This is a genomic window from Peribacillus sp. ACCC06369 (assembly GCF_030348945.1).
Classification (GTDB): domain Bacteria; phylum Bacillota; class Bacilli; order Bacillales; family DSM-1321; genus Peribacillus.
In genome coordinates this window covers 1,901,674-1,914,569 of the sequence record NZ_JAUCEN010000002.1, presented here as the reverse complement: position 1 = coordinate 1,914,569, position 12,896 = coordinate 1,901,674, and the positions used below count along the sequence as shown (strand labels likewise).

Here is a 12,896-nt window from a genome sequence, read left to right as displayed (position 1 = left end):
ATTTCTAATTCACCAACAAAACATTTGTTCTGAAGGGAGTTCAAGATGATCAAAGGTCTCTATGAAGCACATTTACCAGTATCAGATTTGCAAAGGTCGATTGATTTTTACCACAAACTTGAATTAGAGCTTGCCTATCGAAGCGAGAGGGTCGTTTTCTTCTGGCTTGAGAAAGGGAAAAGTTGGCTTGGTCTTTGGAAAACGGACCAAGTGGAAATCCCCTATCATCCTTCCATCCGTCATGTGGCTTTACAAATTGATTTAGGTGACATGCCATCTGCGAAGGATTGGCTGAAAGATAGATGAATTGACATTCGCCCATTCTTTAATTTTACTGAAGGACAGCAGCCTTTAGTTCTCGATAATAACCCTCAAGCTCATGCTGCCGTTTATTTTGAGGACCCAGATGGAAATGTCCTTGAATTGATTGCTCCATTAAGGTTGGACTTTGAAGAAAGTTTTGGGGAGATGTCATTAGAAGATTGGTATAAACGATTCCCAATATAAATGGAGAGATGATTCCCAGTTGTTTGTTGCAGTTTAAGAATGGGGATCTCCTTACGGAAGTCCCCATTGATCTAGGCAAAGGATTCTTGTACAAATGTATAGATTATTACGGGATATCATGTCCCATCGAGCTGGTTAAAATGTTAAACCATTGTTCTTTTTCCATGCTAAGGTTTAGTGAATCAATGGCACTGTCCAGACGTTCTTTCTTACCGGATCCAACGATAGGAACGATTTTTGCTGGATGTCTCAACAGCCATGCATACATAACTTCATCTATTCCTTTAGCACCGATTTCCTCTTTTACGATTTCTAACGTTTTTCTTAAGCGGACAGCCTTTTCATTCGATTCCTCAAAGATGCTTCCTCCTGCAAGCGGTGACCATGCCATCGGAGCCACTCCCGTTTGCTGACAAAAGTTCAGGGTTCCATCTGTTCAACAAGATTGACAGGATTGTTGTCCGCATAAGCGAAACCTTATACCAATACAATTGTTGTCCAGTCTTTAAAGCGTATCTAGCTTTTACTCAAGTCAGGAATTTCGAGGAAAATTCAATAATCGCATCACTAAAAAGAATAAATGTTCTTAAAATTGAGATTTTACGAACGTGCATGTACAACTACCCTCATTTAATCAGAGGTACCATCCGAATTTTCTTTAATATCTTTTTTTGCGCTATAATAACCACATAAAAAGATGGTCAGGATAAAAATTATATAAAAAGAAAGACCTACAGCCCAACTGGGGATGAAATCTAGAATATCTGTATAGGAGAGGATTTTTAAACACGCCACTGGTATAAAGATAATGAACCATAAATACATTTTATTTCTAATGAAAAAAATAGTACATATGATTGAACATATTACAACATACAAATTATCAAACAATTGAATCACCTATTCATTTTTTTCCTCTTCTTAAGATATTACATTTAATTGAGGTAGAGAAGTTACTATTTTTCTACTAAGTTACATTTCTGTCCCTCTGCTTCGTCAAATTATATAGACAGGTCATTTCTAACGCTGCTCAATTATGAGTTTAATTCTTCAAGAGCTCCTTGTAATGAAGAACGTGCTGCATCTGTCTGTTCGTTCTTTAAAGCGGATAGTAAACTTTTTTTTATTAGATTTGCATTCTCTTGATCTAATAAATCCACAACGCTATTGGCAACAGCACACCTTACTCTATAAGAGGGGTCTTTAAGTAAAGCTAGAATTAATTTTAAATATTTTTTTCACCTAAAAGGTATAATCCCACAAAAAAACCTAGTTTTGACAAACTGTTTGTTTCGGATGTAATGAATTTTTCTAAGATAGTTATAGATTCCGCTTTTCCAATCTTACCAATCCCTTCTGCTGCATAACCCCTCACAATTTCATCCTTGTCTGTTAATGCTTTGTAAAGGTGATCAAGTCCTTTTATATCGTTTAGATCACCTATGGCTTCTACCGCTGAAATACGAACCAATTCATCACTATCATTTAAATTTCTCACTATTGCTTCGAAAACATCTTCTCCAGCATATCCCTTAAGTGATTCCAGAGCATAATAACGAATTTCTTCATCGGAATTTTTTGTTAATTTAATTAGAATCGACTTAATACTTTCGCTATTGGGCAATTCCCCCAATGCTTCTATTGCCGTTAATTTAACAGCCAGATCATCATCTTCTAAAAAGAAAGCAATTTTCAAAATTGAATCCAGTTCAACATTATTTTGTAGTTCTTTTATTTTGTTTATTTTTTGCTCAGTATTCATGGGATAACCTCCTATAAACTTAAGGCACAAGTTTTAACCTGAAAAAATCGCCCCAACTATGTTCCTAATCCCGGGCATTTGTTATATGTCAAAATGTAAAATGGTTTTCCATTATTTCAGCATACTCATCGACAAGTTTCCTCAGCTTCTTCATCATTTCTTTTCTTCTATTTGTATAGCAGGACCCTTTTTCGGGCCCGTAGCACCTTAAGCAGTTCTATTGGTGTACCGTCTAATAAACTAAAGTAAACGTCTGTGTTGAAAAAATCAAACTGTTGCTGCTAGATGGTAAGAACTAAATAACAGTTATCAATGTTAAATCTACTGACCTGGTCAACCAACTAATGATATTAAAATTTATAGTTATAATTAGTTAAGCTTGTATAACCTTTTCAAGTCCTTTTTCAAGCTTTTATAGTGCCAATTGATGTGGTCTAGTTCAATCTCTATTTCGATTAATTTGTTTATCATTGCCTGTTTATCTTCTATAGATTCTATATCATCCATTAATTTCCCCAAGTTGTTACTACTTTCATAAATATCATGTAAATCAACGGCTGTTACAACCGGTTCTTTTGGTTGTGATAATAGAGACAGTTTTTTTTTTATTTGCTCTCATTTAATATCTTCCATGTTGTTCCTCACCTCCTCATTTTAAACGTTTCTTCAGCCTCGCTATCTCCTTTTCCCAAGCCCTAATTTCCTTTTCCCAATGTTTCCTATCTCTAGAACGATGAATCTTCTTCCGTTTCTGGTTTTGCGACTTGGAATAGAAGGCCTGGCCTGGAGAACAATTGGATTTTAGATACCTACTTATGCAGCTTTTATGGGGTTCATCCTGAATGGAATGTGGTTTTAAAGTGGAAATAAGCGGTAGGCGGATGGTCGTTCGAATAATAAATTTTGTGGTTAGCGTTTCATCTTGAAGAAATTGAACAACAACACCCTGATTGGCAGCTCCAATGTACCAGTCATTGGTGATTGACTACTACCAAATGAATCATCAACATATGTGGAAGTACTTATCCAGTTGAAGATATGGTTGCTTCAGTCTCAAAAACTTGTAATATGGAAAAATTCCTTGTACATACTTTTTTTCATTAGCATCCTCCTATATTTCTACAAATTTCCCCAAATAGGATTAGGAAAAGTATAATTCGACCCATAAAAAATAGGAATAGGCCAAAAGATTACTAGGTATAAATATCTATATATTTGAATAAACATTAAAAAAATATCATTTTAATAGGTATATTTATTCTCACTATTAATTTTACTCAATAAAACTTTCTTATCCGCAGATTTTAAACGAATGGAGAAATTGAATGACTCGTAGAGTAGACATAACCTTTTATCTTGGAGTTCGTACAGTTACAAACACATTTTATTTAATTACTTACAATGATTTTTCAGAGGAAGTTTTCGTTTAATAATATTTCAGTAGAACATTTTTAGTCTTTATCACTTGGGACATTCGGTCAAAAAAAGGTCAACTGAGTTGATTCCCAATGATTTTTTACGCAAAAAGAAAAGACTCCCTCTTGGAAGTCCCATTCTTTTTGTTCAAAGGTCTGTTTATTACGGGATATCATGTCCCATCGAGCTGGTTAAGATGTTAAACCATTGTTCTTTTTCCATGCTTAGGTTTAGTGAATCAATGGCGCTGTCCAAACGTTCTTTCTTACCTGACCCAACGATCGGCATGATTTTTGCAGGATGTCTCAACAGCCATGCATACATCACTTCATCTATTCCATTGGCCCCGATTTCTTCTTTTACGATTTCTAACGTTTTTCTTAAGCGGACAGCCTTTTCATTCGATTCCTCAAAGATGCTTCCTCCTGCAAGCGGTGACCATGCCATAGGAGCCACTCTCATTTCCTGACATAAGTTAATGGTTCCGTCTTCGAAGTTTTCAAGATTGTATGCAGAAAGTTCAAGTTGATTCGTCACAAGAGGAAATTCAAGGTAAGATTGAAGCATATCCCATTGCGTTTTTTTGAAGTTCGATACTCCAAAGTTTCGGACCTTTCCTGATTCTTTTAATTGATTAAATGCTTCAGCCGTTTCCGCCGGGTCCATTAGGGGATCCGGACGATGGATAAGTAATAAATCAATATAATCCGTTTTAAGATTTATAAGAGATTGTTCAACAGACTTTATAATGTGAGTTTTATCGGTGTTGTAATGGTGACTTTTATGAGAAGGACGGTTTTCTGATCGGATGACTATGCCACATTTTGTGACAATCTCCATTTTATCGCGTAAAGATGGCTTTAATGAAAGTGCGTTCCCAAAAATCCCCTCACATGTATAGCTACCATATATATCAGCGTGATCGTATGTAGTGACCCCCCGATCCATTCCATGTTCAATAAGAGATAGGATTTCCTCGTTGGAAAGTTTCCAATCAGCCAATCTCCACATACCGTGAACAATGCGCGAAAGACTAAGATCTTCAGTTAGATTGACTCTTTGCATGTTTTTTCTCCCCTTTTATATCATGATCGGCTAGTTAATTAGTTGTTTGTTATGGCTTTCCTGTGTTCTTGTTTTTATTTTTGTGCCAGTATCTTTCGCTACTGCCATGAACCTTAGTATAATTTAAAATTCAGCAGAATTCTAATCTTGAGTGACCCTTTAATTCCACATTTATTTATCGCCACTTTAAGAGTGCAGATTCCCACGTTTGATCCATAAGAAAAAGGCTGCCGTAGCAACCTCCTTCCCCTTTCCAGCACGAAATATCAAATCACTTAGTTAGTCCCTTTGTATTTTCTCGTGTAATTCCACGATTTCTATCGCTAAATCTTTTGTTGTCATGGATGTCATCAAGTGATCTTGAGCATGGATTAAGAGCATTGGAATTTCGAATTCCTCACCATTCACTTCTTGTTGGATCAATGCGGTTTGGATTTTATGTGCAGCGACAAACTCATGTTCCGCTTCCTTTAATTTATCTTGGGCATCGCTTGATTTACCTTGTTTTTGCAATGCGATGGCTTCCATTGCACAACTGCGGGCATTCCCGCTATGGAGAATCAATTGAAATGATAATTGAGATAGATCCTCTTTCGTTTTCGTCATATTAACACCCCATAATATTGTTATTTTGAAATCAATTGGAGAGCCGTACGTAATACTTCCTTGCCGTTACATGATCCATAATGCATTGGATTGATCGTATCTACCGGTACCCCTTTCTCATCCCCTATTTTCTTTAGCTATGGTTTTGAACGAATTTTCACGTGTTTATTATCGGTTTCAAAACCTTATGAAATTGTTATGGAAGAATATAAAAATATTATTTCTTATGCGAAACCTTTCGTAGATTCCCTTTAACAATGGAACTTTTTATACTCTTAAGACTATTCCTATTGGAAATTACCGCCCTACTTCTCTAAAATGTTCTTAAAATGCGTGAGTGTACGTTATTCAATGATTTCCCCAGCTTTTTACACGCTATTATTTATGGAACCAATTTGATGAAAAAACATCTAAAGGTATAATAAATAAAAGACCGTCTGGTCAGTTGTTTTATAAGGAGCGAACCATATGGAATCAAAAGCCAGTATCAAGCGTCAACATATCTTAAAATCTGCAACAGAATTCATTCTCCAAAATGATTTTAATTCATTAACTTTAGACTCTGTGGCAAAACAAGCAGGAGTCAGCAAAGGTGGATTATTATATCACTTCCCAAGTAAGGAAGCTTTGATGATCGGTTTAGCGGAATATATTTTCGAAAAATTCAATATACGGTTTAATGAGCATGCAGAGAACGTAGACCCTATTGAAAAAGGTAAATGGTGTCGTGCATTAATCGAAGTTTCCAAATGGGATTTGGAACATAACGCCGAATTGAATATTGGAATAATTGCTGCCTCCATGTTAAATCCCGATTTATCTGAGAGAATTTCACATGGTTATCAATATGTTCAAAAGAAAGTGGAACAGGATAATATTGATCCGATAACAGCAACCATTATTCGATTGGCAATTGATGGTCTTTATTACTCAGAACTTTTCAATATAGCCCCGTTGGATGAAGACTTACGTGAAAAAGTGATTCAGCAATTAATGACTATGACAAAATAGGCAAAACTAGATTTTCATCTGAATGTTTAGAATAAAAAGCGTCACCCACTCTTTTTTAAATATACATCCCATGATTGCGGGGGCCTTTATGCTCTCTGATTCTTTCGATTCTGTACAAGCCCATTCCTACATACATATCCCTGCATTAATATTTGTTTACCTTCAATTGTAGGTATATAATTGATAAAAAGACTAAAGGTGGAACGACCTATTAATTCCGAAACGAGAAAACCAATAATCATTACACTCAATCCGTATTTGACTAATAGACTTACTAATCTGGTTGAAGAAAGAAATATCCCCATCGAAAGATTGATGGACAAAGCTGTAGACTTGCTGCTTGAATACATGGAAGATAACGATACCGTTAATGCGCAGGTGAAATACAGTAATAACGAAGCGATTGAAAAGAATAAAGAAATGATTGCAAAAAGTAGGGAATTCATTAATAAAAAACAAGCACTTAACCTCTAGGTAAAGTGCTTGTTTCATTTTATTAACCTGTTTGCTTTCTGCATTAATCCCCTTGATCTGGAGAAGGTGCTTCCAACAACACTCAATACATTATTCGTTGATGTCCCACTGTGGATTCCAAACTACTTCCCATAGGTGCCCATCCGGGTCTTGAAAGTGTGCAGAGTATCCTCCCCAGAAAGTGTCATGTGCCGGATCGGTTATAATCGCGCCAGCTTTTCTTGCTTGTTCCAATACGATATCCACATCTTCCTTGCTACCTACATTGTGACCAATGGTAAATTCAGTAGGACTTGCCGGGGACAAAGAGACCTTGGCCTCATGTGCTATATCCTCTCGACCCCATATGGCAAGCTTAAGGCCTGCTTGTAGATCGAAAAAGGCAACGGCGCCATGCTCAAATTCTTTGCCCACTATCCCTTCTGTTTGAAACCCCAGGCCATCCCGATAGAATTCCAGTGATTTTTCCAAGTCATCCACACCTAATGTAATGACAGTAATACGTGGTTTCATGATCGGCTCCCTTCTTACTTTATCCCCTATCATTCATTCCCAATTCCTGAAACTTATTAGACAATAATAAAATTGAGTAACTTTGTTCAAACCAGACCAAAATGAAAACGTTTTTTTGTAAATCTGAACTGTCTTCCTGTATAGTAGAATGATTAACTAATCAAGACGAATAACATTTACTACTAGTAATGAAACCGAAAGGAAAAGCGATTACCAATGATTTCATTTATCCTCACCTTGAAACGTTTCTTAAAAGCGCTTTGGTCCGCTTTTAAATTGAAGAACTTCCAAGTTCTTTTCGTATTGGTCATGGTTATGTTATTTTCCGGCACCATCTTCTATGTTAAGCAGGAAGGTTTAACTGTGATTGAATCCCTTTACTTCTGTGTTGTCACTCTTAGCACGGTTGGGCACCCGAGTTTTGAACCGCAGACAAACTTCGGAAAAGTGTTTACAATGATTTATATTGTAGGCGGCACCGGATTGTTCATGGGCTTAATAGGATACCTTGCATATGCCATTATAAAGAAACCGGAAAACGAGAGCAACAGTAGCGAAATCTAAATGAATAGGAATGCTTATCAAAATTGGCATTCCTATTTGTGTCCTAGTTCAAACCTTCACTACTAGTACTCTGCACATCATTGATCTTACTATACGTATAAAATTGTCTCTTTTCCCCGTGGATTTACTACAAAAAAACAGGTGCTTTAATGGCCCAAATCCCTCTATTTATTCGTCCTCTCTGTTGGCAAGTGTTTGTCTACGATTTGCAAGCTAAACGATAGACTTTGCGAAAGAGTTATACTGGGCCTTACCTCTTGAGGGGATACCCCAACATTTTTGTCTCTGTCCGTTCCACCCAAATCGGAAATCTAACAGTCAGATGAATATATTTTCAGGCTGATAATGCTTTCATTAAACAAATTTTCATTGCCATATTTGATCCACATCTCTTTTAGATTAGTATCAGTATGTTCAGATTTAAAGATTAATTGCACTTATTTTGAAGGTTTTGCACCAGAACCCTACACAAAAACCCTCGATAATTCCTATTGGAATCATCAAGGGCACTAAAGCGTCTATGAAAGATATTCTATTCTGGATTTAACTTAATTGAACCGCCGTTACCAGACGGTTTTCGGAAAGGTCGGTTGTTAGCTTTCTTTTTAAATTTCTATAAATTCACAACTTTAGAAGATGATGATATATTTTTAACGGGTTTATCAGGTTTAGTAAAAATGCTGAAAATAAGACTGGCAATTAATAATAAAGTGGCAGTCATTATAACAGAGTAATTAAATCCGGTCTTAATGTTATCGCCTGCAGATTGGACAACAAAACCTGTTACAGCTGGGCCAATAATTCCTGACAAGTTTGCAAGCCCTAGCAAAACACCCGACATTAATCCTCTTCGTTCAGGAAGTAAGTGATTCACAATCTGGGGTGCAAGTGGGAACATACCATTTACAAACGCCATTCCCAAAAATAAGGCAATAATTGCTCCAAATTCATTTTGGATTAATGTTGTAGAGTAAAAACATACAGCTGCTAATATTAGAGATGGTCCAGCAACAAGCACACGGGATTTTCGAAGATTTTTTGTCTTTTTAAGTAACCGATCTGAGATAAATGAGATAAGTATACCACCAATAGCAGAACCAAGACCTATGAACATAACTGCATAGCCCATCTGTGTTTGTGTTAAATGCACAATTTTAACAAGATAGGTCGGCATCCATATAAACGACCATGTGAGAATCCAGTAAGCCATGAATAGAGCAAGGCAAGTAAAGATAAAAGTTGAAGATAGAAAAAGTGGATATATCTCTGACCATTTTACTTTTTCGGAAACTATGGTAGATTCACTTTTCACTATATTTCTCTCATTTTTCCTTTTAAAAGTTAATAGCCACAGAACTGCCCAAACCAGGCTTAATACTCCTAAAAAAACCATTACCATTCGCCAACCATAAATTCCAATCATGTAAATAAGAATAGGGACCATAAATTTAGCGAGCATGCTTCCTGTATTCATAATGGAAATCGCAAGGCCTCGCTGTTCAGGAACGAAATGTTTGCTTATATGGCTAATAGCAGTTGCATGAAACGGTCCTTCAATAGCACCTAGAAGGACACGACACATAACTAGCATTGGCAACCCATAAATTGTCAATGCTCCAAACTGTACTATTGACAAACCAATAGCCATGAATACGAGCATTTTACCCGTTCCAATTCGATCTGACAATGCAGCTCCAACTATAGACATTATTGAAAAGAACCAAAAGAAGCTGCTACCAACTATACCCCATTGACCATAGTTTAGATCCAAATCTTCCATAATAGGAATAGCTGCGTACCCGATAATCGCCTTATCTGTAAAGTTAATCAAGTAAAGAACAGACAAAAAAGCTATAACAACCCATTTTAATTTCATACCAGTAAACACATCCTTTTTTGATAATAAAATGATATTGGTTCAATACATGAGACAACTTAGATAAGGAAGCACAATAGACTTTATTAATTTTAATTAAGATCAATACGGCTGGATTTTTTATCATAATTTAAAAATGAAAGCGCTTTAATTTTTGGGAATGATGAATATAAAGTGTAATACTCATCTGTGATTTTAGTAGTAGGGTTTAAGAACATACCCTATTGTGTAATCTGTAGATCCTATAAATAGAGACTCTACAGATTACACTACAAATTGATAGCACCGTATATGAGTGAAGCAAATACTACTAATCCAGGGTGTACTTTCACTTTTTTTCTTTAATAAATAACTGCCTATTCCTATTTGAAAGTAAGATTAATAGAATGATTGAAATGCCATCATTCCAAGAAGCACCGCAATTGTCGGTTTAACATAAGCGTCATGCATTTAACTTGCGGATAAGTTCCAAATTTATACAGAAGAACCATTAGAGTTAGCATGTGTATGAGAGACGGAGCAACTGTTGCAAATACTGCTGCCAGGAATGAGCCAAGGTATCCACCTTCTTGAAATCCGATGTAGATTTCCATCTTTGTTGCGATTGGACCAGGTAACGTATATTCAATCCCTAACACTTCGCCAAATTCCTCATTGTCATCTATTTAAACGCTCTACTACCTCTTCTTGAACGAGAGGAATCGTGTAGGTCCCCCACTATATCCAAGCATGCTGCTGCGAAAAACGCGTCAAAAATGTCTAGTTGTTTATTGAAATTAATCCTTTACTGTGGATTACCAACTGGCAATTGCCCCATCTGTCCTTGATTCTGTGCCACCAATCAGTACACCTGTTTCAGGATTTCGCCATATAATTTGACCCCGTCCAAACGAACCTGAGTCTACCGCTACTTTAATATCATGGCCTTTTCGTACTAATTCTTCTGCAATGTGGGATGGGAATGTTTTTTCTACTTCAACTGTTTTTTCATTCTTCCACTGCCATCTTGGTGCATCTAAAGCAGCTTGAGGATGTAAGTGAAAATCTATTGTATTCATAATGACTTGAACATGCCCTTGCGGCTGCATATATCCTCCCATTACACCGAATGGTCCAACAGGTTGATTATCCTTCGTTAAAAATCCTGGAATAATCGTATGGTATGTTTTCTTACCGCCCTTAAGGCAGTTATAATGAGTAGGATCAAGGCTGAAATCATGTCCTCGGTTTTGTAAGGCAATTCCTGTTCCGGGTACTACAACCGCAGAACCGAAGCCCATGTAATTACTTTGGATAAAAGATACCATGTTGCCCTCTCCGTCTGCTGTTGCAAGGTACACTGTTCCTCCACGTGGCGGTACACCTGGAGCTGGCATGCATGCTTCACTTCCAATCTGTGCTTGACGCTGCTGGCCATACGAAGTACTTAATAGCTCTTCTGCAGTTACACCCATATGCTTAGGGTCTGTAATGTATTGCTTTCCGCAAGTATAAGCAAGTTTCATTGCTTCGATTTGTTTGTGGTATGTATTTGTTTCTTCTTTTGCTGTAAAATCAAATCCTTTTAGTATGTTTAGTGCCATAAGAGCTACGATACCTTGTCCATTTGGTGGGATTTCCCAAACATCATAGCCGCGATAGTTTACCTTAATGGGATCAACCCACTCTGGTTTAAAGTTTCCTAAATCATCTTTTGTTAAATAGCCCCCGTAAGTCGCAGAAGCTGCTGCAATTTTTTCTGCAAGTGCCCCTTTGTAAAAGCTTTCTCCGTTTGTTCTTGCGATTTCTTCTAGTGTGTCAGCGTGGTCAAGAGACGACCATATTTCTCCGACTTCAGGTGCTCGTTCCTTAGGAGCAAAGGTCTCAAACCAAGCTTCGAACTCTGCTCCTGTACATTCCTGTTTATATTGTTCAAATGCCTTTTTCCAAAAGCGGCCTAGCGTAGGTGAAATAGGAAAGCCGTTTGCAGCATATTCAATTGCTGGTTTCATAACTTCTAAAAGCGGTAGTCTGCCAAAACGTTTTGATAATTCTACCCAAGCTGCCGGAGCACCTGGTACAGTTACCGGCAGCCAGCCGTACTTTGGCATACTTTCGTGTCCATTTTCTTTTACCTTCTCTATAGAGATATTCATAGGTGCTGGACCGCTTGCATTTAGTCCGTGTAATTGTCCTTTAGTCCAAACAAGCGCAAAAGCGTCCCCCCCAATTCCGTTTGAGGTAGGCTCTACTACTGTCAAACAAGCAGCTGTTGCAATGGCTGCATCAATCGCATTACCGCCTTTTTTCAAAATATCTAACCCTGCTTGTGCAGCTAAAGGCTGAGACGTAGCGACCATTCCATTCTTGGCATATACTACATTTCGTTGTGATGTGTAAGGTGAATAATGTGGATCTAACTGTAAAGCCATTATAATACCCCTCCCTTTAAACGTAATATCACTCATTTTCAAGTAAAAATAACAAAACGAACGAAAAAAATGTTTTTTCTAACGTTTGTTAATTAAAATGCAATTTTTCATTAACAATTGCACGATTTCAAAATAACTATATACTATTTTCCGGAAAAACAAAACATATTTTTACAAAAGTTTTTAATTTTCAATACAATCACTTAAAAAAAATAAACTCCCCGATTATAAGAGGAGTTTATTATAGTTTTAATCCTGATCTGCTTTTGAAACGACGTAGTAAAATATGACTTTCCACTCGAGAAATACCTTCTATCCCGTATAGTTCATTATTGATAAAGAATTCCAAGGAAGAAAAGTCCTCAACTAAAACGTGCATATGTAAAGTACTAGGTCCTGTCATTTGGTAACAGCTTGCAACACTTGGATTTTTAGCTAGTTTTTCTGCAACTTTCACTAAGTCTGCAGGTTCGCAATCCACTTCAAAAAAGGCCGATACTTTTTTACCTACAGCTTCAGCGTTGACAACAGCGCTGATTTTTTCAATAACACCCTTTTCCATTAGTTGCTGCACACGATCACGTACAACATTGCGTGATAGATTTAGTTCTTTTCCTATATCCGAATACGAAGTTCGACCATTTTGCATTAATATCTCTAAGATTTTTTTATCAGTATCGTTAATTTCCAT

General features: G+C 36.9%; 14 protein-coding genes and 2 pseudogenes. 4 read left to right on the top strand and 12 right to left on the bottom strand.

All coding sequences use genetic code 11. From position 1 onward, the window contains the following. Window positions 1–45 precede the first annotated feature (45 nt). Window positions 46–507: pseudogene (locus QUF78_RS10250) on the top strand (VOC family protein). A gap of 106 nt (window positions 508–613) precedes the next feature. On the opposite strand, the gene QUF78_RS10245 reads toward QUF78_RS10250, so the two are convergent. From QUF78_RS10245 to QUF78_RS10215, 7 genes and pseudogenes are all read right to left on the bottom strand, one after another. Beyond that, window positions 614–931 (bottom strand): aldo/keto reductase, encoded by a 318-nt coding sequence (locus QUF78_RS10245; RefSeq protein ID WP_289327286.1) that lies wholly within the window; start codon window positions 929–931, stop codon window positions 614–616. Window positions 932–1,541: 610 nt separating this feature from the next. Continuing rightward, entirely contained in the window at window positions 1,542–1,667 is a 126-nt protein-coding gene (locus QUF78_RS10240) for a hypothetical protein (protein WP_289324557.1), read from the bottom strand. Window positions 1,668–1,732: 65 nt separating this feature from the next. After that, on the bottom strand, window positions 1,733–2,269 hold the full coding sequence (locus QUF78_RS10235) for a HEAT repeat domain-containing protein (protein WP_289324556.1): 537 nt from the start codon (window positions 2,267–2,269) through the stop codon (window positions 1,733–1,735). 369 nt (window positions 2,270–2,638) lie between these two features. Then, the gene (locus QUF78_RS10230) at window positions 2,639–2,878 is read right to left on the bottom strand and encodes a hypothetical protein (RefSeq protein ID WP_289327285.1); all 240 of its coding nucleotides are present in this window, start codon (window positions 2,876–2,878) and stop codon (window positions 2,639–2,641) included. Between the two features lie 969 nt (window positions 2,879–3,847). Beyond that, complete coding sequence (locus QUF78_RS10225) at window positions 3,848–4,750, bottom strand: aldo/keto reductase (RefSeq protein ID WP_289324555.1); 903 nt, start codon at window positions 4,748–4,750, stop codon at window positions 3,848–3,850. A gap of 279 nt (window positions 4,751–5,029) precedes the next feature. Then, the gene (locus QUF78_RS10220; protein ID WP_289324554.1) at window positions 5,030–5,356 is read right to left on the bottom strand and encodes a PTS sugar transporter subunit IIA; all 327 of its coding nucleotides are present in this window, start codon (window positions 5,354–5,356) and stop codon (window positions 5,030–5,032) included. Between the two features lie 20 nt (window positions 5,357–5,376). Then, window positions 5,377–5,493 (bottom strand): annotated as a pseudogene (locus tag QUF78_RS10215) (PTS sugar transporter subunit IIB); the annotation flags it as partial. A gap of 331 nt (window positions 5,494–5,824) precedes the next feature. Here QUF78_RS10215 and QUF78_RS10210 point away from each other — a divergent pair. Together QUF78_RS10210 and QUF78_RS10205 are read left to right on the top strand one after the other, a co-directional pair. Continuing rightward, window positions 5,825–6,367 (top strand): TetR/AcrR family transcriptional regulator, encoded by a 543-nt coding sequence (locus QUF78_RS10210; protein WP_289324553.1) that lies wholly within the window; start codon window positions 5,825–5,827, stop codon window positions 6,365–6,367. 180 nt (window positions 6,368–6,547) lie between these two features. Beyond that, window positions 6,548–6,841: a ribbon-helix-helix domain-containing protein gene (locus tag QUF78_RS10205; RefSeq protein WP_289324552.1), complete on the top strand. Its 294-nt coding sequence runs from the start codon at window positions 6,548–6,550 to the stop codon at window positions 6,839–6,841. A gap of 90 nt (window positions 6,842–6,931) precedes the next feature. Here QUF78_RS10205 and QUF78_RS10200 read toward each other — a convergent pair whose 3' ends face one another. Next, window positions 6,932–7,354: a VOC family protein gene (locus QUF78_RS10200; protein ID WP_289324551.1), complete on the bottom strand. Its 423-nt coding sequence runs from the start codon at window positions 7,352–7,354 to the stop codon at window positions 6,932–6,934. 216 nt (window positions 7,355–7,570) lie between these two features. Between QUF78_RS10200 and QUF78_RS10195 the strand changes: the two genes are divergently transcribed. Then, entirely contained in the window at window positions 7,571–7,918 is a 348-nt protein-coding gene (locus tag QUF78_RS10195; protein WP_289324550.1) for a potassium channel family protein, read from the top strand. Between the two features lie 613 nt (window positions 7,919–8,531). Here the strand turns inward: QUF78_RS10195 and QUF78_RS10190 are convergent. The 4 genes from QUF78_RS10190 to QUF78_RS10175 all read right to left on the bottom strand — a co-directional run bounded on the left by QUF78_RS10190 (window position 8,532) and on the right by QUF78_RS10175 (window position 12,896). Next, window positions 8,532–9,794: an MFS transporter gene (locus QUF78_RS10190; RefSeq protein ID WP_289324549.1), complete on the bottom strand. Its 1,263-nt coding sequence runs from the start codon at window positions 9,792–9,794 to the stop codon at window positions 8,532–8,534. A 401-nt stretch (window positions 9,795–10,195) separates the two neighbouring features. After that, complete coding sequence (locus tag QUF78_RS10185; protein ID WP_483313839.1) at window positions 10,196–10,432, bottom strand: chromate transporter; 237 nt, start codon at window positions 10,430–10,432, stop codon at window positions 10,196–10,198. Window positions 10,433–10,588: 156 nt separating this feature from the next. Further along, complete coding sequence (ggt, locus tag QUF78_RS10180; RefSeq protein WP_289316934.1) at window positions 10,589–12,205, bottom strand: gamma-glutamyltransferase; 1,617 nt, start codon at window positions 12,203–12,205, stop codon at window positions 10,589–10,591. Window positions 12,206–12,446: 241 nt separating this feature from the next. Beyond that, on the bottom strand, window positions 12,447–12,896 hold the full coding sequence (locus QUF78_RS10175) for an Lrp/AsnC family transcriptional regulator (RefSeq protein WP_056521307.1): 450 nt from the start codon (window positions 12,894–12,896) through the stop codon (window positions 12,447–12,449).

Excerpts from the sequence above, each read along its gene's own strand:
- QUF78_RS10235 (WP_289324556.1), bottom strand. The coding sequence starts at position 2,269 with ATGAATACTGAGCAAAAAATAAACAAAATAAAAGAACTACAAAATAAT.
- QUF78_RS10195 (WP_289324550.1), top strand. The coding sequence starts at position 7,571 with ATGATTTCATTTATCCTCACCTTGAAACGTTTCTTAAAAGCGCTTTGG.
- QUF78_RS10175 (WP_056521307.1), bottom strand. The coding sequence starts at position 12,896 with ATGGAAATTAACGATACTGATAAAAAAATCTTAGAGATATTAATGCAA.
- QUF78_RS10210 (WP_289324553.1), top strand. The coding sequence starts at position 5,825 with ATGGAATCAAAAGCCAGTATCAAGCGTCAACATATCTTAAAATCTGCA.
- ggt (WP_289316934.1), bottom strand. The coding sequence starts at position 12,205 with ATGGCTTTACAGTTAGATCCACATTATTCACCTTACACATCACAACGA.
- QUF78_RS10225 (WP_289324555.1), bottom strand. The coding sequence starts at position 4,750 with ATGCAAAGAGTCAATCTAACTGAAGATCTTAGTCTTTCGCGCATTGTT.
- QUF78_RS10200 (WP_289324551.1), bottom strand. The coding sequence starts at position 7,354 with ATGAAACCACGTATTACTGTCATTACATTAGGTGTGGATGACTTGGAA.
- QUF78_RS10190 (WP_289324549.1), bottom strand. The coding sequence starts at position 9,794 with ATGAAATTAAAATGGGTTGTTATAGCTTTTTTGTCTGTTCTTTACTTG.
- QUF78_RS10220 (WP_289324554.1), bottom strand. The coding sequence starts at position 5,356 with ATGACGAAAACGAAAGAGGATCTATCTCAATTATCATTTCAATTGATT.